Consider the following 24,219-nt stretch of genomic DNA (forward strand, 5'->3'; position numbering starts at 1 on the left):
CGACCGATGGTGAGAGTGGCGATACCAGCACCGTCACCGACACACTGAATGTCACTGTTGAGGCCGTTGCGGATGCGCCGACGCTCTCTGTCGATGCGGCAAGCGGCAGTGAAGACACAGCCATTGCGCTGGATATCTCCTCTGCCCTCACCGACACCGATGGCTCGGAGACTCTGTCTGTTGAGATCAGAGGCATTCCCGACGGGGCTATTCTGACCGCCGATGGTGAAGCGGTTACTGTCACCGATGGCGTTGCGACGCTGACGCCTGATCAGCTTGCCAATCTCTCCATCACGCCGCCGGCCAACAGCAGTGATGACTTCGATCTCACGGTCACCGCGACCAGCACTGATGGCAGTGACACCGCGACGACGACCGCGACCCTGCCGGTCTCTGTGACCGGTGTTGCCGATGCGGCGACTGTTGCGACAGTGGATGCGGCTGGATCAGAAGACACCGCCATTGCACTCGATATCGATGTCACCGGTGTTCAGGATGGCGATAGTGCGTCGATCACGATCAGCGATATCCCAGCTGGGGCAACCCTGTCTGCGGGGACCGTCCATGAGGATGGGTCTGTCACCCTGACACCTGCTGAACTCGAGGGGCTGACGATCACGCCGGCGGCTGACAGTGATGCAGACTTCACCCTCTCTGTTGCGGTCACCACGACCGATGGCGAGAGTGGCGATACCAGCACCGTTACCGATACGCTGGATGTCACCGTCGATGCCGTTGCCGATGCACCGACGCTCTCTGTCGATGCAGCAAGCGGCAGTGAAGATACAGCCATTGCCCTGGATATCAGTTCAGCCCTCACCGACACCGATGGGTCCGAGACTCTGTCTGTTGAGATCAGCGGCATTCCAGACGGCGCGGTTCTGACGGCGGATGGTGAAGCCGTCACGGTGACCGATGGCGTTGCGACGCTAACACCGGCGCAACTGGCGAACCTGACGATCACGCCGCCTGCCAACAGCAGCGATGATTTTGATCTGACTGTTACCGCGACCAGCACTGATGGTTCAGATACAGCCACCACGACGGCCACCCTTCCCGTCTCCGTGACCGGCGTCGCTGATGCGCCGACCCTCTCTACTGAAGCAGCAAGTGGTTCTGAAGATATAGCCATTGCCCTGGACATCTCCTCGGCACTGACCGATGACAGCGAGACCCTGTCTGTTGAGATCAGCGGCATTCCAGACGGCGCGGTTCTGACTGCAGATGGTGAAGCTGTCACGGTGACCGATGGTGTCGCGACGCTGACGCCGGCGCAACTGGCGAACCTGACGATCACGCCGCCTGCCAACAGCAGCAATGACTTTGACCTGACTGTTACCGCAACCAGCACTGATGGAACAGACACCGCGACGACAACAGCGACCCTGCCGGTTGCCGTCACGGGTGTTGCGGATGCGGCGACTGTTGCGACAGCGGATGCGGCGGGCAGTGAAGACACCGCCATTGCACTCGATATCGATGTCACCGGTGTTCAAGACGGTGATAGTGCCTCCATCACGATCAGCGATATCCCGGCCGGGGCAACCTTGTCTGCGGGGACCGTCAATGAGGATGGCTCTGTCACGCTAACACCGGCTGAGCTGGAAGGTCTAACGATTACCCCTGCGGCGGACAGTGATGCAGACTTCACGCTCTCTGTCGCGGTGACCACGACCGATGGCGAGAGTGGCGATACCAGCACTGTTACCGATACGTTGGATGTCACCGTCGACGCCGTTGCCGATACACCGACGCTCAGTGTTGATGCAGCAAGCGGGGCAGAAGATACAGCCATTGCCCTGGATATCAGCTCTGCCCTCACCGACACTGATGGGTCCGAGACTTTGTCTGTTGAGATCAGCGGCATTCCAGACGGCGCGGTTCTGACCGCCGATGGTGAGGCTGTCACGGTGACCGATGGCGTTGCGACGCTGACGCCGGCTCAGCTTGCCAATCTCTCCATCACCCCGCCGGCGAACAGCAGCAATGATTTTGACCTCACGGTTACTGCCACATCGACCGATGGCAGCGACACGGCGACGACAACGGCCACCCTGCCCGTCTCCGTAACCGGCGTCGCCGATGCGCCGACCCTCTCTGCTGAGGCAGCAAGCGGCAGTGAAGATACAGCCATTGCCCTGGACATCTCCTCGGCACTGACCGATGACAGCGAGACCCTATCTGTTGAGATCAGCGGTATTCCCGACGGCGCGGTTCTGACTGCGGATGGTGAGGCTGTCACGGTCACCGATGGCGTTGCGACACTGACACCAGCGCAATTGGCGAACCTGACCATCACGCCCCCTGCCAACAGCAGCGATGATTTTGACCTGACCGTGACCGCGACCAGCACCGATGGCAGTGACACGGCGACGACGACAGCGACCCTGCCGGTCTCTGTCACCGGTGTGGCCGATGCGGCGACTGTTGCGACAGCGGATGCCTCTGGCAATGAAGATACAGCCATTGCACTCGATATCGATGTCACCGGTGTTCAAGACGGTGACAGCGCGTCGATCACGATCAGTGATATTCCGACGGGGGCAACCCTATCGGCTGGTACCGTCAATGAGGATGGCTCTGTCACCCTGACGCCTGCTGAACTCGAGGGGCTGACGATTACCCCTGCGGCGGACAGCGATGCAGACTTCACCCTCTCTGTTGCCGTCACCACGACCGATGGTGAGAGTGGCGATACCAGCACCGTCACCGACACACTGGATGTCACCGTTGATGCTGTTGCTGATGCGCCGACGCTCTCTGTCGATGCGGCAAGCGGCAGTGAAGATACAGCCATTGCCCTGGATATCAGTTCAGCCCTCACCGACACCGATGGGTCCGAGACCCTGTCTGTTGAGATCAGCGGCATTCCCGACGGGGCTATTCTGACCGCCGATGGTGAAGCGGTTACTGTCACCGATGGCGTTGCCACACTGACGCCGGCGCAGCTGGCCAATCTGACCATCACGCCGCCTGCGAATAGCAGTGATGACTTCGATCTCACGGTCACCGCCACATCGACCGATGGCACGGACACCGCGACGACAACAGCGACCCTGCCTGTGTCGGTTACCGGTGTGGCCGATGCGCCGACGCTCTCTGTTGAAGCGGCTTCGGGAGTGGAGGATTCGGCGATTGAACTGGATCTTTCGGCAGCCTTAACTGATGACAGCGAGACACTGTCTGTTGAGATCAGCGGCATTCCCGACGGGGCTATTCTGAAATCTGGTGAGACAGTTATCACTGTGAATGATGGCGTCGCCGACTTAACACCGGCGCAACTGGCCAATCTGACCATCACGCCGCCCGAAAACAGCAGCGACGATTTCACCCTGACCGTAACAGCCACCAGCACCGATGGGACTGATACCGCAACTACGGTTGGCAGCATTCCGATCACGGTGACCGGTGTTGCCGATGCGCCGGAATTGGATGTTCACGCTGCCAGCGGGGATGAAGACAGCGCAATTGATCTGGATATCAGCGCCGCATTGTCTGATTCCGATGAGACCCTGACTGTTGAGATATCCGGCATTCCCAATGGGGCGACGCTGACAGCCAATGGTGTCGCCATTGCAGTCACAGCAGGTGTTGCCACCTTGACGGCGGGCCAGTTGGAGGCCTTGGCCATCACACCGCCCGCCAACAGTTCTGATGATTTCATCCTGACTGTAACCGCGACCAGCACCGATGGCACCAGCACGGCAACCACCGAAGGCACCATTCCGGTCACGGTCAATGCGGTTGCAGATACACCCAATATGACCGTGAGTGCAGCCAGTGGTACCGAGGACCACGCGATTGCCTTGAATATCACGGCCAACAGCGATGATTCCGGAGAGACACTGAGTATTACGATCGGGGATATTCCTGACGGGGCCGTCTTGATGTCTGGCACCACCGAGATTTCCATCACGGATGGCGAGGCAACTCTAACGCCCGCACAATTGGCCGATCTATCCATCACGCCGCCGAGCAATTCCGATGAGGACTTTGATCTATCCGTCACGGTCACCTCAACGGATGGCAGCAGCACGGCGACACAGTCTGGAACCCTGTCGGTATCTGTTGACCCCGATGCAGACACACCCAGCCTGACCCTGTCGGGCAGCACTGCCGTTATCGACTCCGTCACTGTTGCGCTAACTCTACCTGATAGCCTTTCGGATAGCCTTACCAACGCGACAGGACCTTATGACCTGCCAGCGGGTAGCGGCTTGTCTGGACAGATATTTGATACCAATGGTTCAATGAATTCCCTGTCCGCCGCCGATGCCCTGATCGCAGCGGGGGGACCAGACGTTTCCTTCACGGCAACAACCGTTGACTATGATGGCGGCAGCACCGTTGGAGGGTTCCTGGGATCAGATGGCAGCGGCGCAACAGGCACCACTGGTGCCACTGCAGACACCTTTGTTGTTAAGATTGTGGGCTATATCAAAATTGAAGCCGGCAGTCATAATTTCAGCGTCACCAGCGATGATGGATTCCGCCTAAAAATTGGTGGCGAAACCGTCACAGAATTTGTCAGCGACCGCAGCCCTGAAACAAGCAATGGCAGCTTTAACGCCCCGGAAGACGGCCTGTACCCAATTGAAATCGTCTATTGGGAAAATGGCGGCGGACAGGAACTGAACGTTCAGATGGATGGGACAACGCTGGGCGGCAATATTCTGTATAGCACCCTGCCTGAAGGCGTGATTGCCAATGGGGATGGGTCCTACAGCATTCCGGAGACTGTTGACACTTCGACCAGCCTGACAATTTCTGATCTGCCCGATAATGCGGTCCTTTCGGCTGGCACCAAGAATGCTGACGGCACATGGACAGTAACACCAGAACAAGCTGAAGGTCTGACCGTAACCTATCCCGATGGTGCCATTCACACCGTCACGGCAACCGTTACCGACAGCTATGGGGCAGAACTGGCAAGCGCCGACATCATGACCGGCGCATTACAGACATTCACCGCAGAACTGAATATTCAGTCCGCTCTGGTTGATATTGATGGATCTGAAACGCTGAGTATTCAAATCAGCGCGGATAGTATTCCGGATGGGGCCATCTTCTCCGCCGGTGACGTTCAGGCGGATGGATCGGTCATTCTGACAGCAGATGAACTGGATGGCCTAACCGTTCAATTCCCCGTTGGGACCGAAGATTTCAGCCTGTCTATAACAGCGACATCGACGGACGGATCCGACACGGCAAGCATTACGCAAAGTCTGACCGTTACGGTGCCGGATGTACAAGGTGGCACTTACATTGGCACCGAAGGCGCAGATACGATTGTAGGTTCGGCGGGCAACGACGTGATCTATGGCGATGGCGATCCCAATGCCCCCCCTGAAATTGTCGAGACCCCCGTCAATGGAATCTTCCATTTTGCGATGGAGGACACGACCTGGGGCAGCAATGAAACGGTCACGGACTCCCTGAATGGCATTACCGGTACGGCTAAAGGTGACACGGGAAGCAGTACCGGGAAAAATGGCAATTCGGCACAGTTTGACGGCAGTGGCGACTATGTTGTTGTGCCTCATTCCGAGGCCATGGAACTGACCAAGGGCACATTTTCGATTGATTTCATCGCCTGGAATAATGGTACGTTGGCGTCTAAGGACTCGTCAGGATTTGATGATGGCGGGCATTTCGACCTGAACATCAATTCCAATCATGTTGTTGAATTGCGCGTTCAGACGGAAGATGAATCCTTTACGTTGAGCGGCGGCAGTATCAATTACGAAGACTGGCAAAATGCCAGCGTCACCTGGGATGGCGAAACCGTCACGCTTTACGTTAATGGAACCGCCGTGGATTCCGTCGCCTCCGACTGGAACCTGTCGGAAAATGAAAATCCATGGACCTTTGGGGCATCGCAAATCAACAGTGGCGATAATGTCGCCAACAATCTGACGGATTATCTGAACGGCAGGATTGATAACCCGACCCTTCTGGATCAACCGCTGTCTGCGGAGCAGATTGCGGCGATGCATACCAATGGAATACCCGCCACATTGGCATCCGGATTGACCGTTTCCTCCGAAGGCGATGACACAACGGGGTCCACCACGCTTCTGTCTGAAGATTTCAGCAATGGCAGCGGGTCCTTCACTTATTCAGACGGTGTGTTTGGAACCAGCAACGGATATTATGAATCCGGTGCCAGCGGCGCATCAAATGGGGAAACCGGCGGTGGGCTTTCTGTGACCCTGGGGGGCCAGAACAACAATTCTGTGTCCGATATGTCCGGTGGTTGGACGACAACAATCAATGTTGACGATGCGACAGAAAATACGACCCTGACATTCAAGGTCAGAATGGTTTACCCCGCCGATTCCGAATCCGACGAGGCTGCAGAAGTACGGGTTGCGGTGGACGGGCAATTGGTAGGCGCAGGCGGCCAAGATTATGTCATGCGATATGAAGGCGATGGCGATGGCGGCAGCGATTATGACAGCGGCTGGCAGACGATAACCCTGGATCTGGGCAGCCTGCCTGCCGGGGAACACACGATCACGCTGGGCGGTTACTACGAAGGCAAGACGACGTCGGATGAAGAAGTAAACATCTTCTTCGATACCGTGTCTGTTACTGGTGACTCTGTATTTTCTGGAACCACACAAGTCGCCGATAGAACGGAGATGTTCCATACGACCTTTGAAGATAAGAATGATGGCTTCCATGACTCTTCAGATGGTTGGCAGACAAATTCCGATAAAATTGAGGTTCGTTCGGATACATCCGATAATTTTGGTGCGGCAACAGACGGCCATAACTACATCGAATTGAATACAGATCCTGATGACATCTATGCGGATGCTGCCAGCATTTATCGGGATATTCAGACCGAAGCCGGGCGCGTCTATGAACTGACATTCAGCTATTCCGGTCGTCCCGGCTATGATGACTCTGTAAATTCAATGCTGGTCTCGGCAAATGGGACATCACTGGGCACCTTTACGCATGATATGGAGAACAACTCCTCGCTGGACTGGCAGACAGTGACGGTTCGGTTTACCGGCACGGGTGAGAGCATGCGGCTGGAGTTCGCTGAGAACTCAAATGCCGATGTAGATGGCGGCCGTGGTATGATGCTGGACGACATCACATTGGTTGATACTGGATACGGCCCCAGCATGGCAGATACCATCGACGGCGGTGCAGGATCTGACACGATCTTTGGCGGCGTGGGTGATGATGTCATAGATGGCGGCACAGGCGACGATGTCATCAATGGTGGGACTGGCGCCGACACGATTGATGGTGGTGCCGGATCCGATACCATTGATTACTCCAGCAGCGACGAAGGCGTTATCATCGACTTCCAGAACGGTATTGTTTCGGGCGGCGACGCAGAAGGTGATTCCCTGACCGGTATAGAAAACATCACTGGGTCCGCCCATGATGATACTCTGACCGGCGATGCAGGCGATAACCGCATCCAAGGGGGCGCAGGCGCAGACACCCTGGACGGTGGTGCCGGCAACGACACATTGGATTATTCTGATAGCGATGAGGCCGTCACGATCAATTTCGAAAGTGGTACGGTCACCGGCGGCGATGCCACTGGCGATCAGATCGCCAACTTTGAAAACATGCTGGGGTCCGACTTCAACGATACATTGGTTGGAGATGACGGCGACAATCGCATCGATGGCGGCAAAGGCAGCGATCTGCTGAGCGGCGGGGATGGTGCGGATATCTTCGTGCTGGGCAGCCCTGGCGATGGAATAGACACCATCACCGACTTCAACATTGCCGAGGGTGATCGGCTGGACGTTTCCAGCGTGGTCAACATGAATGACGTGGATGATATCGCCAACTATCTGAAGATAGAAGACGATGGCGCAGGCAACAGCACCGTCATGGTCAATACCAGCGGAGACGGAGAAGCCGCGCACTTCACCGCCGTCGCCAGCCTGGAAGGTGTGACCAACATCGATATCAACAGCATTCTGCAGGACCAGAACCAGAATGGGGAAAATGTCTGATCTTTAGGATCAGGCCTTTTCCCCTAACCCTCTGGAGGGCGGTTCACGGCATCCAGGGCCTTTAGCACATCCTGAAGGCGCAGGACCATTTCCGGATTGGCGACATTTTGTTCCAGCCCACTGCGCACAGTGTCCAGGGCGGCCTGACTTTTGGTTGCCTGGGCATTGAACCACTCCGTTGTGACGCTGGACATTGGGACTTCTTTCGCGCCGGGCTGGGTCGAGACCGCAACCTCAATCTCGCCCGGACGCAAGGCCGCCCCTATCGGGGGGGAAACCTTGTCTTCTGCCCTGATTTCCGTCTCTGACAGGATAAAGCGGCGCAAAACATCGGTCAGTCCCTGAACCCCGGCCCAGATCTGCTTATCGCTGGCACTGCCATCCTGGATATGACCAATCAGATCTTGCGTTAGGGTTTTGACGGATTGCAAGGCGCGATCGCGGCTATCCGCCTGTGCCTGTTGAGAAATCAGACCAGAAGACATCAATATGAATGCCAAAATCATCAATGGACGCAGCAGTTTACACACCCTGTGACTTCCTTTCATGAAGATCGAACCCAATCCATAACCAGGCCAATCTGATAGGCATCCATCAATGCGGGGGCATGGCCGCATCCGGAAACTTCGATCAAATCCGCCTTTGGACCGGTTCTGGTCATTTGTTCTGCCGTCTCACGACTCAGTAAATCAGAGTCTTCCCCTCTCAGCACCAAAGTGGGTGTGGAAATCTGTGCCCAGAACGGCCACAGATCGATATCGGTGATTTCTGTATTCTTAAAGGCGTCGGCGATGCGCGTATCATAGGCCATTACCCATTTACCATCGGCCTCCTGCTTCAGGGACAATTCCGCCAGATACCGCCAGTCTTCTTCCGTTTTCAGACCAAAGGGCGCATAGGCCTGGCGCACATGATTCAGGGCCAGATCAAAACTGTCGAATCGCCAGGGAACCCCGACATAATCTCCGATACGCTGCAGCGCCTCTTTAGGCACATGTGGCCCAACATCATTCAGCAGCAACCGCTTTATGGGATGTCCGGTCATAACGGCTATGCTCATTCCAATCAGCCCCCCCATGGAGGTCCCGATCCAATCCACATTGCGCAGGCCTTCGGCCGCCAGCATGACGGTTATATCGTTGATATACTGCGCAATCTCATAGGAGGCCAACGGCCCCAGATGATCGGATCTGCCCCGTCCGACAATATCAGGGGCCAGAACACGATACCCGGTCCGCGCCAGTTCCATCGCCAGTCGATCAAAATCACGGCCATTCCGGGTCAAGCCATGGACGCAAACAATTGCATAGGCGCCCGTCCGAGGACCCCAATCAGAATACACCATGTCATGAAATCCACCGACATGGGCGCAACGCACTGATTTTTCGGCAAAAGCAGGGGCTTTCGTGGTCACAGGGGCGGTTCCTTTTCCAGAGCATTCCCACGCAAACTGAATCCTCCATGACGACGCAGCCGCCAGATGACCATGCCGAAACCGAAGGCTGCATTCAATCGCTCAATAGGCTAAAACAATACAACAGGATGAAAATCATCACGCTATGGGGCAGTCGATGCGTTTGGTAAAATGGTTCATTATTTTTCTGACCGGCGGCCTTTTAGTCACCGGTGCGATCCTTGCTGCCATTCTGTGGGTGGCTGGATTGCGCAGCGTGCCGAGTGACAATGACAGCGCCCGGTTGCCTGACCTGTCCGCCCCGGTGGATATCCTGTTCGACACAAGGGGCATTCCAACAATTCGCGCCAAGACCATGCGGGATGCCTATCGCTCACTTGGATATCTGCATGCCCGGGACCGGCTATGGCAAATGGAGTCGATGCGCAGGATTGGCGCAGGCCGAATGGCTGAAATTGTGGGAAGCCCAATGCTCCCCTATGACACTTTGATGCGCCAATTGGGGCTGTACCGCCAGGCAGAGGCGCAACTGGTCCTGATGGACGAGGAGGAGCGCCAGGACCTGCAGGCCTATGCCGATGGGGTGAATGCCTACCTGACGCAGCACAGGCACCCCTTTCCCATCGAGTTTCAACTGACCCAGTTTCAGCCGGAACCCTGGACAGTGGCCGACAGTCTGGTATGGGGACGCCTGATGTCCCTGCAATTATCCGGCGATGCATTCAAAGAAGCCCAGACCGCAGCCCTTATCGGCCTGCTGGGCAAGGAGAAAGCACAGCAACTGATGCCCCGCCATAGAAATTCCCTGGCAACCATGAATGACGAAAACAGGGATGGGTGGATTTCCCAATACGACGCCTCAAATGCCTGGGTTCTGAGCGGCGCTAGAACCGAAAGCGGCAAGCCCATTCTGGCCAACGACCCGCATTTGGGTCTTCAGATTCCGGGCCAATGGTACCTGGCCCGCGTTGAAACTCCGGACCTTACCCTGGTCGGTGCAACCGCCGCAGGTGTCCCGATCCATATTCTTGGGCATAATGGAAAAATCGCCTGGGGCATGACAACAACCCATGCCGATACGCAAGACACCATAACCCTGGACCAGCGCAGCCTCAGTTCCGCTATCACCCGCACGGAAACCATTCACGTCCGCTTCGGTGACCCAGTTCATATCATTGTTCGGGAAACAGATTTCGGGCCAGTCATCACCAGACTGGGGGAAACGCCTAAAGCCATGATCTGGACCGGATTTTCCGATCGGCAACGTGCGGCGACAGCACTCTATCAACTGAACCGGGCCAAAAATTGGCAGGATTTTCTGGACGCGCTTTCACAATTCGACGATCCGGCACAGAATATATTTTACGCAGATATCGACGGCCATATTGGAATGAAGGTGGTTGGCAGCCTGCCAATCCGCGCACCGGGTCAGGACGGAACGGTCCCTCTTTCGCTGTTTGATGATCCCTGGCATGGCGTTGTCCCCCCATCCGAATTGCCTGGCTTGTATGACCCCGATAACGGCCTGATTTTCAACGCAAACAATCGCATCATCACAGAGTCTTATCCCTATCTGATTGCCGACCGGTTTCCGGCTGAGTATCGCGCCCTGCGCCTGCAAGAACGTCTGGCTGAAACCCCGACAAATCACCGATTGGAAGACAGTATGTCTATCCAGACCGATAGTGTCTCCATTGCGGCGCAACGGCTGGTTCCTTTGTTTCTGAAAGCGGAACCAAATACCGAACAGGCAGCAGAAGCCCTGCAACTGCTGCGGGACTGGGATTTTTCGATGGATCGCAAGCGGGCAGCGCCTGCCATATACATGTCCATGCTGAATGAAGTTGTTCGTGTCCTGGCGGAGGATGATCTGGGTTCGGACGCCTTCATGGATTTTTGGCGGGCGGATGCGGATTTCACGGAACTGGCCCTCGGTCAGGTGCCACACTGGTGTGACGATATTCGAACAACCCCGGTCGAAAGCTGTAAATGGGCGTTATCGACTGCATTGGATCGTGCTGTTTTTAAGCTTTCTCAAGATCAGGGCAGCGCCGTTGCGGACTGGCATTGGGGTGATATGCATACCGCCCCTATGAAACATCAATTGCTGTCGCTGGTTCCGGGTCTCGCCTTATTGGGGAACCGCCCGATTGAAACATCCGGTGGGGACCACACGCTGAACCGGGGTCAAAGTCGCGGCGGAGATGGCGACACCCCCTTTTCCCATGTTCACGGGGCAGGATTTCGCGCGATCTATGATCTCAGCAATCTGGACAACAGCTTGTTTGCTCTGGCCGGGGGGCAATCGGGCAATCCATTCTCCGATCATTATGCAGATTTGTTGAAAGATTGGCGCGACGGTCGTTATTTCAGGATTCCCGGGCGCGCGGAAGATATCCCGCAAGAGGGCGGAGCCCTACTAAGGTTATCCCCTTAACACATTTGTATTTTATCATAAGGAGCCGACCCCACCATGTTTCTGAGCGTCTTCGACCTCTTCAAAATCGGGATCGGTCCATCTAGTTCACATACTGTCGGCCCCATGGTTGCCGCCGCCCGGTTTGTCGAGCGATTGCGCCAGCAAGGAAGTCTGGATCGTGTGATCAGTGTCCGGTGCAGCCTGCATGGATCCCTGGCCTGGACCGGAAAAGGCCATGCCTCGGACCGGGCCGTGCTATTGGGCCTGGCAGGCGCGCAACCTGACACCATCGACCCGGAAACCGTCCTGACACTGGTCCATAAAATCGATGCGGAAGAGCAATTGTCCCTTGGCGGCACGCATCCCATACAGTTTAAGCGAGACGACCATCTGGTATTTGATTTCGGTCCTCCCCTGCCCGGACATGCCAATGGCATGATTTTTGTCGCCTTCGATGCCCAGGGCGATATGCTGATCGAAGAAACTTATTATTCCATCGGGGGCGGATTTGTTTCTACTGCAGACGAATTGGCCAACCGCGCGGGCGCGGGCTCCCTGCCACAGGATGATGTTCCCTTCCCCTTTAACTCAGCCAAGGAAATGCTGGAAATGGGGGGGAAAAGCGGTCTGACCATTGCTGAGATGAAGCGACAGAATGAATGCGCCGTGCGCCCCGAAGCAGAGGTCATTGGCGGGCTGGACAATCTGTGGCGCGTCATGAGGGCCTGTATCAATCGCGGATTGGGTCAGGATGGGCGCCTTCCCGGCGGGCTGGACGTAAAGCGACGGGCCAAGGCGATCCTGCAGGAACTGGAAAAAAACCGGCAATCAAACCGGCGCTACTATCACGACATTATGGACTGGATCAGCCTGTATGCCATTGCGGTGAATGAAGAAAACGCCGCGGGGGGAACCGTTGTGACGGCCCCGACCAATGGTGCCGCAGGCATTATTCCAGCCACGATGCGATATTATGAGGCTTTCATTCCAGATGCGAACCAGGAAGGCATTCGCACCTTCCTGCTGGCAGCCTCTGCGGTCGGGGGCATTATAAAGCACAATGCGTCGATTTCCGGTGCGGAAGTCGGATGTCAGGGAGAGGTTGGATCAGCCTCCGCTATGGCCGCTGCAGGCTTGGCTGCCGCCCTGGGTGCCACGAATATGCAGATTGAAAATGCCGCTGAAATCGCCCTGGAACATCATCTGGGCATGACCTGTGACCCAATTGGCGGGCTGGTTCAGATCCCCTGTATCGAACGCAATGCGATGGGCGCGGTTAAGGCGGTGAATGCCTGTTCCCTGGCGATGAAGGGCGATGGAACGCATTTCGTGCCCCTGGATGCCGCCATCAAAACCATGAAAAAGACCGGTGAAGACATGCGTTCCGAATATAAGGAAACCAGCCAGGGCGGGCTGGCCGTCAATGTCGTTGAATGTTGATCTGTCAGACCTTTAATCCGGCATAGCACCCGGCATAATATAGCAGGGGCCGGGCGGTCTTATCTTCAGTCACCACAATGCGCCGCACCCGTCCGATCAAAATCGTGTGATCGCCGCCGGGAACCGTATTGTCGCGATCACAAATGATTGTGCACAGACAACCTTTCAGCAGCGGGGGCTCCCCCGCCTCCCCGGTCAGCAAGGGAACATCTTTGAACCGATCCTCATCCTTAACAAAGGAGAACCGATCCGATATGGTCTGTTGTTCCGCTGACAGGACATTGATCGCAAACCGGTCGGCGGCAGTAATCGCCGCATAGGAATTTGCCCCCAGATCAATCGAAAACAGCACCAGCGGCGGGTCCAACGACACTGAGGAGAACGAATTGACGGTCAGCCCCCAGCGCTTCCCAGACTCCTCCTGGACTGTGACCACCGTCACCCCGGTGGCGAACCGCCCACAGGCGAAACGAAAGGCGGCGGAAGTTATGTTTTCGGTCCCGGTCATGGCTTTGTAATTTCCTAGAATTAATTCGTCTGCGCGGGCATAACATGGCGCGCTATTGAGGGAAAGCGAGAGCCGTAATGGATTTTAAAGGGCGTCGCCGACTGATCATTGCATTTCTGTCTGAATTCGTCGCGGCAGCAGTGACTGTTGGCGCCGTTCAAATCTATTTTTCATTGTTTGGCAGTGACATGCCGCTGGTTATTAAACTCGTGATCGCGGGGACAGTTGCCGGCGGTGTTGCCTATAGCCTGCGGGCGACTTTGATATGGTGTGTTTTTCTTGCCCTGCTGCCCATCCTTCTTGTGGGGGCGTTAAATCTACAACTTCCATTTTGGGTGCCATTGCTGGTTCTGGCTGCCCTGTTCCTTGCAATGCGCAACAGCTTTAGGGAACGGGTGCCACTGTATCTTAGCAATCAGAAGACTCTGGACCTGCTCTGTGGGTTGATTCCCAAGGATACCCCCGTCTCCATGATCGATCTCGGTTGCGGATTTGCCGCAGTCCCGGTGGCGCTGGCACGGCGCAACACCCATCCAGACAGTCAATTTATCGGGGTTGAAAATGCGCCCCTACCCTATCTTGTTGCCAAGATTCGGGCCTGGCGAACAGGCGATACCCGCATTCAAATTCAATGGCAAAGCCTATGGGCTGTTGATCTGGGCCGCTATGATCTTGTCTATGCCTTTCTCAGCCCTCACCCTATGCCACGCCTGTTTGAAAAGGCCCAAAAGGAAATGCGATCTGGCGCACAATTTATCAGCAATTCCTTTTCGGTACCCAATCATCTACCAGACCAAACCATCCCGATTGGTGTTGGTCGCGCAACAGAGTTGTTGATTTGGACAATGACCGTGCAAGAACATATTCCAAGTGATAGACATGCCTAGGCGATTCCGACTAGGATTGGACGAGTTTAGAGGCGCACAATAACTTTTGGATCAATCGCTTCTAGCGGCTGGCATCAATCAGACAGAAGGTCGATCTTCTTCTATGTTCGTTCTTATTGGAATTATCTTAGTCATTGTTGCAGTTCTTGGGTCGTACATGGCGATGGGTGGAAAGCTCGGCGTCCTTAATCAGCCATTTGAATTCACGCTAATTTTTGGGTCCGGTGCAGCCGCTTTCTTGATCGCTAACCCCATACGCGTTGTCAAAAGCGCGGTCGGACGTCTGGGCGGGATTTTCAAAGGGCCGAAATACAAGAAAGCCGATTACCTGGAATTGCTGACAATGCAGTATCAGGTCTTTAAGCTGATCAAACAGAAGGGCGCTCTGGCGGTGGAGCAACATGTGGAGAACCCCCATGATTCCACGCTGTTTCAGCCCTTCACGAAATTCCATAAAGATCATCACGCTACGGAATTCTTCTGCGATTATCTGCGACTGATGACTCTAGGAACCGACAACCCGCATGAGGTTGAAGCCCTGATGGATGCCGATCTTGAAGCGCATCACGTTCACGACCACCAGGTCGCCCATGCACTGACAGCTCTGGCAGAAGGTTTTCCTGCCTTGGGGATTGTGGCCGCCGTGTTGGGGGTCATTAAGACCATGGGCTCGATCAATGAGCCGCCGGAAATCCTGGGTAAACTGATCGGTGGCGCGTTGGTCGGGACATTCCTGGGGATTTTGCTGTGTTATGGCTTCTTCGCCCCCTTTGCTTCGAATGCGAAGGCGATTATGGAAGAGGAAGCGACCTATTTTAACTGCATGAAGGCCGGGATTCTGGCGCATCTGGCCGGTTATGCACCGTCGGTTTCCACTGAATTTGCGCGAAAGAGTTTGGCGCCGCATAACCGACCGACCTTTGCTGAGGTCGAAACAGCGGTTGAGTCTCTGCCGCCTGTTTCCGGATAAGTCTGGGCGCGGTTGAGGACCATTCACCACTCCGTGTGACGGAACCGAGAATAGCCGTGAATGCGACGCGAACGGGTAAGGGATTTTAAGACGGCATGGCAGACGGGCTGCAGGGAGAAGCGGTTAAACCGCTGATTCTGAAAAAGAAGATAAAAATTGCAGCGGGAGCCCATGGCGGTGCCTGGAAGGTAGCCTATGCCGATTTCGTGACTGCGATGATGGCTTTTTTCCTTTTGCTGTGGCTTTTGAATGCAACGACAGAAGAACAAATGACCGGCCTGTCAGATTACTTCGCCCCTCCCAATGCCGGCGCGGAAGATCAGGGGATCGGGGAAGCGTTGGCCGGCATGGTCGCCTCTGCGGAAGGCGCGATGCGATCTGCGTCTTCGCCGCCCAGCACCACGATTGTCATTCCCAGCTATGGGTCTGAGGCAGCCGGTCAGGAGACCGGCGAGCAACGCGAAGCAATACAGGAAACAGAAATAAACAAGGGCAAAGCCAGTGAGGTTCAGCAGGAACAGGAAATGCTGGATGACGCGCTGAACAAGCTGAAACAATCGATCCAGGAAGACCCGCTTGTGCGGGATCTGCAGGACAGCATTCTGTTTGATGTCACAGAAGACGGCTTGCTGATTCAATTGCTGGATTATCAGAAGCGGGAGATGTTCGAACCAGGCACGGATATCCTGACCCGTCGCGCCATTCGATTGCTGGCCCTGATCAGTGGCATTACGGTCGAACTGCCAAATGATGTCGCCATTACCGGCCATACCGATTCCGGAGCACAGCCAAATGCGACCCCGGACTATACCAACTGGGAGCTATCCGGTGACCGCGCCGCTGCCAGTCGTCGGTGGATGCAGGAAAATGGCTTCCCGGCAGGCCGATTGGTTCGGGTTGAGGGTAAAGCCGATACCGAATTACTGGACCCGCGCAATCCGGAGGATGAGCGCAACCGGCGCATTTCCATTCTCCTGTTACGCGATCACCCCCCGGAAACGCCCAGCCCTGCGGTCCCTGGCGCAACTCCACGCGATGGGAATGTCCCGGACACCATGGCTGGTCCCGCCCCAGCCCTAGACAACAGCGGGGCCGCACCGCCGCCCCTGCCGAAATTCTAGGGGCGGCACCATGGCGGACCTTGAGCAACAGATCATTGTCAAGAAAGTGAAGGTGAACCAGGAAGGGGCCCATGGGGGCGCCTGGAAAGTCGCCTATGCAGATTTTGTGACCGCCATGATGGCGTTCTTTCTGTTGCTGTGGCTGTTGAATGCGTCAGAGCAGGAAGTTCTGGACGGGCTTTCAAACTATTTCACGCCAACCACCCTCACCTCTTCCTCTCCCTCAGGATCGGGCAATGTGTTTGGCGGTTCAACGCCCAATGATCCCGGCCCGTCCGACAGTAAAATTGCGCAGGCCGCCAATGCGACAGGGGGAACATCCCAGGGTGACCTGAATGCACAGGATCAAGGCAGCGGCGCTAAGGATGAAGACAGCACCGGTACTGTTGGAGAAGTAAATTCGGAAGAAGAGGAGAACCGGTTCAACGTCGCGCGCCGGAATTTGGAAACCCAAATCAATGAGTTGCCCCCCGAACTGAAGGCGCTGAAAGATACGATCAAAATAGATGTGACCGATGAAGGTCTGCGCATTCAGTTGATTGATAATAACAATGAAGCGATTTTTAAACGCGGTACGGACGAATTGACGGATCATGCAAAGCTGGCACTGCAGCTTCTGGCTGATATCGCCATCAATCTTCCAAATCCGGTTTCAGTTACGGGTCACACTGGCGCTACCGAAGGCGTCGAGAATGTCTGGGAATTGTCCGTTAATCGGGCCAATGCAATTCGCCGTGGTTTAACCCGCAATGGATTACCCGGCCAAAGATTTGAAGCCGTGGTGGGGGTGGCCAACACAGAACCCCTAATTCCGGACAATCTGGACTCCCCCCAGAACAGGCGCATGACCATTGTCCTGTTGCGTCAGGCCCCGTTACGATAAAATCCGGTTTGATAGACCCCGGCTTGCAATCTGATCCAAAATTCCCATTTGAAATCAAAGCAAATGCGGAAGGAAATTGATTTTAAATGAACCAGTCGAATGAAAAGCCAATTGATGCAGGATTCACCCTGCGCCCACAGGATGATGCCCGCTTTGATGACCCGGTTTACTGGGAAGGAAGCGTCCTAAAGCGCCTGTTTGGATACATTGTCGATGTGATGGTATTGGCCGGTCTTTCAATGGGGATATGGATCATTACCGCCTTGACGCTGGGTTTGTTGGCCCCGCTTGCCGCCGCGGCAACCACAATCCTGCCCTTCGTTTATCACACAATGTTGATTTCCATGCGCGGACAGACCATCGGTCAAAAGCTGGCGGGTATAAGGGTTGTCGACGCGCCAACAGGAAGCAATCCCAGCCTGATTCAGGCCTTTTTGCTGACCGTCCTGTTCTATATCAGCCTGTCACTGGCCTTTATTCCGCTGCTGTATATCCTGTTCGATCCCCGGGATCGTTTCCTGCACGATATCCTCAGCAACACCCGGGCCTTGAACGCTGAAACGCTAAACAAGGCAGTTTGAATTCCCAATTCATTGGTTTGCTGTTGTATTCCTTAGATTACCTCGCATACTACCTGTAACAAGAATGATATGAACAGGTTAGGTGCGGGGTCTCACTAGGGGCGCTTCCACGGTAAAAAACCGGGTTGCGAGACAAAGGTAAATGGGAGACATCATCGAAGGCTCGATGGGATTATCAGGCTACGATTCACAAGGGTTCTTTTGCGAAATCGTCAGCGCAGCAAATAAGGGCATGATCCCACAATCCGTTGTGGAGCGGCTGCAGGGTCTGGATGCGGTCGAATTAATGGCGCGGTCCGACGCCGCATCGCGTGAACTGTATAATCTGGGCATAACCTTCACGGTCTATAGCGACCGGATGATGATTGATCGCATCCTTCCCTTCGATGTGCTGCCCCGTGTCATTGGGGCCGATGAATGGGTCGATGTCGAACGCGGGGTGACACAACGTGTTGAAACCCTGAACAAATTCATCTGGGACATCTATCACGATCAGAAATGCATCAAGGACGGTATAATTCCGGCCGAACTGGTCCTGGGGAATAAGAATTACCGACCCCAAATGGAAGGTGTGTCGGTGCCCGGTGGAACCTATGTTCATGTTTGCGGCATTGATCTGGTCCGGGATGGCGATGGCGTTTTCCGTGTTCTGGAAGACAATGCGCGCACCCCCTCTGGCGTGTCCTATGTCGTTGAAAACCGCCACATGATGCAGCGTGCCTTTCCGGATCTGGTGGATGCCTTCGGGATTCGATCCGTTGATGATTATGGCCCGCGTTTGCTGAAGGCGATGCTGGATGTCGCCCCAGAACATGTCGGGGACCCCCAAGTCTGTCTGCTGTCCCCCGGCGCGTATAATTCTGCTTATTTCGAACATATCTTTCTGGCGCGCGAAATGGGCATCCCCCTGGTGGAAGGGCGCGATCTGGTGGTCGAAAATGATCGCGTCTATATGCGCACGACGGAAGGGAATGAAGAAGTCCATTGCCTGTATCGCCGCATTGACGATGATTTCCTGGATCCGCGGGCCTTCCGGGAAGACAGCCTTTTGGGTGTACCGGGCATTTTTGATGCCTATCGCAAGGGCAATGTCACATTGGCCAACGCGATTGGGACCGGCGTTGCCGATGACAAGGCGGTCTATGCCTATATGCCGCGCCTGATTGAATATTACCTTGGGGAAGAAGCCATCCTGCCTAATGTTCCGACCCATATCTGCCGCGAACCGGACGGTTTGAAATATACCCTGGATCACCTGGAAGAACTGGTGGTCAAGCCGGTCGGGGAATCGGGAGGATATGGCATCTTGATTGGTCCCCGCGCCAGCAAGGCGGAACTGGCGGAATTTCGCGCCAAACTGCGCGATGATCCGGCCAATTTTATCAGCCAGCCAATGATCGATCTATCGGTCTGTCCCACCCTGCTGGAGGGCAGGATCGTGCCACGCCATGTCGACTTGCGGCCGTTCTGTGTGACCGGTAAATCCAGTTGGGTCCTGCCAGGTGGCCTGACACGGGTCGCCCTGCGGGAAGGGTCTTTGGTTGTGAATTCCAGTCAGGGGGGTGGATCCAAAGATACCTGGGTCCTGATGGATTGATATGAGGAAAGTCGCAAAATGACACAGCTCACTCTATTGGCCCGCTTCGCCGAAGAAATTTCCTGGATGGCCCGATACATGGAACGCGCGGACAATCTGGCGCGCCTGCTGGAAGTGAATGAAGTCTTTGCCAGGGACCGTCGTGGCGAACACAATTGGGACGCCATTATCGACCTGAATGCGGATCGGGAGCTGTTTGAAAAACAGCATGGCGCGACAAGCCCGTCCAAAACCGCCTATTTCTACATGCTGGACAGGGACAACCCGAACTCGATTATCTCTTCTGTCCGTTCGGCCCGCGAAAATGCCAGGTCGTTGCGTCCGCTGATCTCAACCGAGATGTGGACCCATCTGAATGTCTTTTTCAACGAATTGCAGGCGATTAGCGCGACGCCCGATAACATTCCCAATATCGCCCGTTTTTGTGAACGTGTCCGCACCGCCTGCCAGGCCCATACCGGCATAACCGAAGGGACATTTTATCGGGATCAGGGCTGGTATTTTTATCAATTGGGGAAATATCTGGAACGGGCCGACCAGACGACGCGATTGGTGGATGTCAAATATCACACACTCTTGCCCAGACCCGATGATGTCGGGTCGATCCTGGATCTCAGCCAATGGAATGCATTGTTGCGATCAGCGGCGGGCTATCACGCCTATCGACGGGTGCATCCACGGGGCATTGACCCGATCGGCGTTGCGGAGTTTCTGGTTCTGAATAACCGTTTTCCCCGTTCCGTCCGATACTGTATCGGCGAAGTGTCAAACCTGTTGTCCCAATTGATCTACACATTCCAACTTAACCGGGGTGATCGCGTCGCCGAGGCTGTGGATGTCATTCACAAGCGACTGGAAGACACCGACATGCAATCCATTATTGATTTTGGCATGCACGAGTTTCTGGATGCGATTCAATTGGATTTGATTGCCGTGGCGAAGGCGATGGATGTAGCATATTTTGGTCAGCTTGAAGAGGATGATGTCGCCGCATAGGCCGCTACATTGATCGCATAACTAACAGCGTGGCTGCATCCCCCTGCTGTATGGCCTGTATAAGGATTTGGATGATATGAGCCATCAACGCCCCTTGGGGCCCATTGTTTTTCATCGCTCTGGCCCGATGTCCTGCCCTTACCTGGATGGTCTGGTGGAACAACAGCTTTTCATGGAGCTGGGCGGCCCGAATGCACAGGAAACTTTTGAACATTTAAGTCTGTATGGGTTTCGCCGGTCGCATCACATTGTATATCGTCCCACCTGCAATGCCTGCCAATCGTGCATTCCTGTTCGAATCCGCGTCGCTGATTTTCAGACCAAACGCCGGTATCGCAAAATCTGGAACAGAAATGCCGACCTGACGGAGGAAGATGTCGGTCAAAAAGCCACTGAAGAACAATATAAGTTGTTCAGTCGCTACGTTAAATCCCGCCATGGCGATGGCGATATGGCAGGCATGTCGATTCGCGATTATTCAAATTTGGTGGTCGCAAGCCCTGTTGACACAGGATTATTGGAATGGCGGACGCCATCAGGATATTTGATGGCGACCTGTATAACCGACCGGTTGGGGGATGGTTATTCTGCCGTATACAGTTTTTTCGATCCCACAGAAGAGCGTCGCAGCCTTGGCGTATTTATGATTCTAAGCTTGATCGAACTTGCGATTAAAGCCGATAAACCATTCGTATATTTGGGTTTTTGGGTTCCTGGCAGCCCAAAAATGGATTACAAGGCATCCTTTGAACCCATCGAAGGATTCTATCGTGGCGCCTGGAGTGAAATTCGTGACAAAGAATCCTGGGGACCTGTGACAACCAGTCCCTGTGGCAAAACACTTTGAACCTATTGCAGGGTAATAAATTTACGGTATAAACAAGGTAAGCGATTTTGTTAACAAGATCGAATAACAAAGCCGATCACATAACGGGCAATTCTTGGATTGTACCGAGGTGGGAGGTCTAAACTTCGTGGTTGTCAGAATTTGGCGCGAGGCCGAAGAAAGCAACCCCGAGAGGGAAGCCAAGAAAAGGGAGAATTATGAAACGTCGCGATTTTCTTAAAGCTGGAACTGTTGCCGCAGGCGCGGCTGCCGTAACTGCAGCATCAAACTTTGCTAAGCCTGCCATTGCGCAGCAACGCATTGAAATGAACATCGTCTCCACCTGGCCACGGGATTTCCCGGGTCTGGGTACCGGGGCACAGCGTTTTGCACAGCGCGTTCAGGACATCACTGATGGCCGCATCCAGGTGCAATACTTTGCCGCTGGCGAGCGCGTCGGCGCGTTCGACGCCTTCGATGAAGTAGCCTCTGGGAATGCACAGGCCTATCACGGCGCAGATTACTACTGGAAGGGCAAGCATCCGGCATGGGCGTATTTCACGACCGTTCCGTTTGGTCTGACCTATACCGAAATCAACGCCTGGATCCGCTTCATGGGCGGCCAGCAACTGTGGGATGAGCTGGGCGCAGAATTCGGCCTTAAAGGCCTGATGTGCGGGAACACCGGCGGTCAGATGGGCGGTTGGTTCAACAAAGAAATCAACAGCGCCGATGACCTGCGTGGCCTGAAAATGCGTATGCCAGGCCTTGGCGGTGACGTGATCGCCAAATTGGGGGCCTCTCCGGTTTCCCTGCCTGGTGGTCAGATTTATGAAAACCTGGTTTCTGGTGCCATCGACGCGACCGAATGGGTTGGTCCGTGGAACGACTACGCCATGAAACTGTATGAAGCAGCCAAATACTACTATTACCCTGGTTTCCATGAGCCGGGCTCGATGTTGGCTGTTGGCATGAACAAGTCCTGGTGGGAAGGCCTGTCGCCAATGGATCAGATGCTGATCGAATCCGCCGCGACCGTTGAAAATGACGTGATGATGTCAGAATTCAACGCCAACAACGGTACCTATCTGACCAAGCTGGTTAAAGAGCAAGGCGTTGTCGTGAAGAAATTCAACGATGATGTGTATGACGCGTATGGTAAGGCATCTGCTGAACTGTTCGAAGAAGTGAAAGCACACAGCGATCTGGCTGCACGCGTTCATGAAAGCTTCTTTAACACCCGTGCCGAGCTGGGTTCATGGGGTAACCTGCAGGACGTTGAATACGTTGTGCAGCGCAACCGCGTTTTGGGTCTGTAAGACCTTTGAGAATGATTTGGATTGCAGGCGGGGCTTTTGTCCCGCCTGCAGGCCAAAACAAAAAGTGCTCTGGCAATTCAAGACTGGAGACATGGACGAGATGGAAAAATCCGCCGTCCAATAATGAACGAACAGGTACATTTGGGGAGTTGCTATGAGCGCAGTTTCAGACGGCGTGACACCTGAATATTCAGATGTCGGCTCGAACGGGGTGTTGCCGAAGATTGCCCGCATTGTCGGTTGGATACTGTCGTTTACAACCCTGGTTTATATCATCAACAATTATCTGAATGTCTGGTGGGGTTGGCCAGGGGCCGCCGCAATTTTGGGTGATAATGCTGATAGTCACTTATTATCGGGCATTCAGAATGTTTTCTATCTTCTTGGTTTTGCTGCCGTTATTTTGTTTGTCTTCAGAACGCCTGATCGCTCTCTGCGCAAGGATTCCGAATCCCTTCGCGGGATTGTGAACTATATTATCCGGGCTGCATTCTGGGCCGTGATTTTTATTGGCGTGGTGGATGCCATCATTTCCTTCCTGCGGGTGGAAGACATTCTGCCCGCCCTGGTGGGGGATCAAATGACCTCCGATCTGGGACGGTCCCATTTTCGAGGTCCCTATGTTCATTTTCCTTTGATCATTTTGTCCCTGATCGTCGCCGCACGCACCAAAACACTTGGATTCCAATGGCTGGCGCTGTTGGTCGTTGTCGCCGAAATGTCGATTGTGGTGACACGCTTCGTGTTCTCCTATGAACAGGCATTTCAAGGCGATTTGGTCCGGTTCTGGTATGGTGCCCTGTTCCTGTTTGCCAGCGCTTACACGCTGTTCGAGGACGGTCATGTGCGCGTTGATGTTTTGTATGCCGGCTTTTCCACGCGCACCAAGGGCATCATCAATACATTTGGATGCATCGTCCTGGGTACCTCTTTGTGCTGGGTCATATTGATATTTGGCATGTGGGACCAATCCAGCATCATCAATACATCCATATTCAATTACGAAGTCTCACAGTCAGGCTTTGGCATGTATGTGAAATTCTGGATGGCCGGTTTTCTGGCAGTGTTTGCCGTATCAATGACCGTTCAGTTTTGCAGCTATATGATGGAAAGCGTTGCGGATATTCTGGGGGAACCCGGCCATCGTGAGCCGCCGCCCACAGGGGGCCCGGCTTAAACATCCAGCATTTTCTGTCGCTGTTTCAGCGGCTTGTAAAGACATCAACTTTGGACACTGTACGCTATGGAAATCTTCTTTTTAGTT

At 54.7% G+C, this 24,219-nt stretch carries 16 protein-coding genes; 13 read left to right on the forward strand and 3 right to left on the reverse strand.

Annotation, left to right across the window (positions count from 1 at the left end; all coding sequences use genetic code 11):
• The coding region (locus tag ACOSDM_RS08675; protein WP_420724115.1) for a LamG-like jellyroll fold domain-containing protein at positions 1–7,994 on the forward strand (7,994 nt) is incomplete at its 5' end.
• Positions 7,995–8,017: 23 nt separating this feature from the next.
• Here ACOSDM_RS08675 and ACOSDM_RS08680 read toward each other — a convergent pair.
• A complete protein-coding gene (locus ACOSDM_RS08680) occupies positions 8,018–8,479 on the reverse strand; it encodes a hypothetical protein (protein ID WP_420724116.1) in 462 nt (153 codons plus the stop codon).
• 59 nt (positions 8,480–8,538) lie between these two features.
• The gene (locus ACOSDM_RS08685) at positions 8,539–9,408 is read right to left on the reverse strand and encodes an alpha/beta fold hydrolase (protein WP_420724117.1); all 870 of its coding nucleotides are present in this window, start codon (positions 9,406–9,408) and stop codon (positions 8,539–8,541) included.
• Positions 9,409–9,565: 157 nt separating this feature from the next.
• Between ACOSDM_RS08685 and ACOSDM_RS08690 the strand changes: the two genes are divergently transcribed.
• Together ACOSDM_RS08690 and ACOSDM_RS08695 are read left to right on the forward strand one after the other, a co-directional pair.
• On the forward strand, positions 9,566–11,845 hold the full coding sequence (locus ACOSDM_RS08690; protein ID WP_420724118.1) for a penicillin acylase family protein: 2,280 nt from the start codon (positions 9,566–9,568) through the stop codon (positions 11,843–11,845).
• Positions 11,846–11,881: 36 nt separating this feature from the next.
• Positions 11,882–13,267 carry an L-serine ammonia-lyase gene (locus tag ACOSDM_RS08695; RefSeq protein WP_420724119.1) on the forward strand — a complete coding sequence of 462 codons (1,386 nt, stop codon included), beginning with the start codon at positions 11,882–11,884 and terminating at the stop codon, positions 13,265–13,267.
• Between the two features lie 4 nt (positions 13,268–13,271).
• On the opposite strand, the gene ACOSDM_RS08700 is transcribed toward ACOSDM_RS08695, so the two are convergent.
• Positions 13,272–13,775: a flavin reductase family protein gene (locus ACOSDM_RS08700; RefSeq protein WP_420724120.1), complete on the reverse strand. Its 504-nt coding sequence runs from the start codon at positions 13,773–13,775 to the stop codon at positions 13,272–13,274.
• 77 nt (positions 13,776–13,852) lie between these two features.
• Here ACOSDM_RS08700 and ACOSDM_RS08705 point away from each other — a divergent pair, with 77 nt between their 5' ends.
• From ACOSDM_RS08705 to ACOSDM_RS08750, 10 genes are all read left to right on the forward strand, one after another.
• Positions 13,853–14,662, forward strand: a complete 810-nt coding sequence (locus ACOSDM_RS08705) for a hypothetical protein (protein WP_420724121.1) — start codon at positions 13,853–13,855, stop codon at positions 14,660–14,662.
• A gap of 103 nt (positions 14,663–14,765) precedes the next feature.
• The gene (gene motA / locus ACOSDM_RS08710) at positions 14,766–15,632 is read left to right on the forward strand and encodes a flagellar motor stator protein MotA (protein WP_420724122.1); all 867 of its coding nucleotides are present in this window, start codon (positions 14,766–14,768) and stop codon (positions 15,630–15,632) included.
• Between the two features lie 95 nt (positions 15,633–15,727).
• Entirely contained in the window at positions 15,728–16,753 is a 1,026-nt protein-coding gene (locus ACOSDM_RS08715) for a flagellar motor protein MotB (RefSeq protein ID WP_420724123.1), read from the forward strand.
• A 10-nt stretch (positions 16,754–16,763) separates the two neighbouring features.
• Positions 16,764–17,636 carry a flagellar motor protein MotB gene (locus ACOSDM_RS08720; RefSeq protein WP_420724124.1) on the forward strand — a complete coding sequence of 291 codons (873 nt, stop codon included), beginning with the start codon at positions 16,764–16,766 and terminating at the stop codon, positions 17,634–17,636.
• 86 nt (positions 17,637–17,722) lie between these two features.
• Positions 17,723–18,217, forward strand: a complete 495-nt coding sequence (locus ACOSDM_RS08725; RefSeq protein WP_420724125.1) for an RDD family protein — start codon at positions 17,723–17,725, stop codon at positions 18,215–18,217.
• A gap of 142 nt (positions 18,218–18,359) precedes the next feature.
• Positions 18,360–19,814 carry a circularly permuted type 2 ATP-grasp protein gene (locus ACOSDM_RS08730; protein ID WP_420724126.1) on the forward strand — a complete coding sequence of 485 codons (1,455 nt, stop codon included), beginning with the start codon at positions 18,360–18,362 and terminating at the stop codon, positions 19,812–19,814.
• 18 nt (positions 19,815–19,832) lie between these two features.
• Positions 19,833–20,810 (forward strand): alpha-E domain-containing protein, encoded by a 978-nt coding sequence (locus ACOSDM_RS08735; RefSeq protein WP_420724127.1) that lies wholly within the window; start codon positions 19,833–19,835, stop codon positions 20,808–20,810.
• 76 nt (positions 20,811–20,886) lie between these two features.
• Entirely contained in the window at positions 20,887–21,657 is a 771-nt protein-coding gene (locus tag ACOSDM_RS08740; RefSeq protein ID WP_420724128.1) for an arginyltransferase, read from the forward strand.
• A 197-nt stretch (positions 21,658–21,854) separates the two neighbouring features.
• The gene (locus tag ACOSDM_RS08745) at positions 21,855–22,955 is read left to right on the forward strand and encodes a TRAP transporter substrate-binding protein (protein WP_420724129.1); all 1,101 of its coding nucleotides are present in this window, start codon (positions 21,855–21,857) and stop codon (positions 22,953–22,955) included.
• 154 nt (positions 22,956–23,109) lie between these two features.
• Positions 23,110–24,132, forward strand: a complete 1,023-nt coding sequence (locus ACOSDM_RS08750) for a TRAP transporter small permease subunit (RefSeq protein WP_420724130.1) — start codon at positions 23,110–23,112, stop codon at positions 24,130–24,132.
• The last annotated feature ends 87 nt before the right edge of the window (positions 24,133–24,219 follow it).

This window comes from Hwanghaeella sp. LZ110 (assembly GCF_048892525.1).
GTDB lineage: Bacteria > Pseudomonadota > Alphaproteobacteria > UBA8366 > Aestuariispiraceae > Pacificispira.

What these genes read in the sequence shown, in the direction of transcription:
- ACOSDM_RS08680 (WP_420724116.1), bottom strand. Translation starts at nt 8,479, where the DNA reads ATGTCTTCTGGTCTGATTTCTCAACAGGCACAGGCGGATAGCCGCGAT.
- ACOSDM_RS08690 (WP_420724118.1), top strand. Translation starts at nt 9,566, where the DNA reads ATGCGTTTGGTAAAATGGTTCATTATTTTTCTGACCGGCGGCCTTTTA.
- ACOSDM_RS08695 (WP_420724119.1), top strand. Translation starts at nt 11,882, where the DNA reads ATGTTTCTGAGCGTCTTCGACCTCTTCAAAATCGGGATCGGTCCATCT.
- ACOSDM_RS08700 (WP_420724120.1), bottom strand. Translation starts at nt 13,775, where the DNA reads ATGACCGGGACCGAAAACATAACTTCCGCCGCCTTTCGTTTCGCCTGT.
- ACOSDM_RS08705 (WP_420724121.1), top strand. Translation starts at nt 13,853, where the DNA reads ATGGATTTTAAAGGGCGTCGCCGACTGATCATTGCATTTCTGTCTGAA.
- motA (WP_420724122.1), top strand. Translation starts at nt 14,766, where the DNA reads ATGTTCGTTCTTATTGGAATTATCTTAGTCATTGTTGCAGTTCTTGGG.
- ACOSDM_RS08715 (WP_420724123.1), top strand. Translation starts at nt 15,728, where the DNA reads ATGGCAGACGGGCTGCAGGGAGAAGCGGTTAAACCGCTGATTCTGAAA.
- ACOSDM_RS08720 (WP_420724124.1), top strand. Translation starts at nt 16,764, where the DNA reads ATGGCGGACCTTGAGCAACAGATCATTGTCAAGAAAGTGAAGGTGAAC.
- ACOSDM_RS08725 (WP_420724125.1), top strand. Translation starts at nt 17,723, where the DNA reads ATGAACCAGTCGAATGAAAAGCCAATTGATGCAGGATTCACCCTGCGC.
- ACOSDM_RS08730 (WP_420724126.1), top strand. Translation starts at nt 18,360, where the DNA reads ATGGGAGACATCATCGAAGGCTCGATGGGATTATCAGGCTACGATTCA.
- ACOSDM_RS08735 (WP_420724127.1), top strand. Translation starts at nt 19,833, where the DNA reads ATGACACAGCTCACTCTATTGGCCCGCTTCGCCGAAGAAATTTCCTGG.
- ACOSDM_RS08740 (WP_420724128.1), top strand. Translation starts at nt 20,887, where the DNA reads ATGAGCCATCAACGCCCCTTGGGGCCCATTGTTTTTCATCGCTCTGGC.
- ACOSDM_RS08745 (WP_420724129.1), top strand. Translation starts at nt 21,855, where the DNA reads ATGAAACGTCGCGATTTTCTTAAAGCTGGAACTGTTGCCGCAGGCGCG.
- ACOSDM_RS08750 (WP_420724130.1), top strand. Translation starts at nt 23,110, where the DNA reads ATGAGCGCAGTTTCAGACGGCGTGACACCTGAATATTCAGATGTCGGC.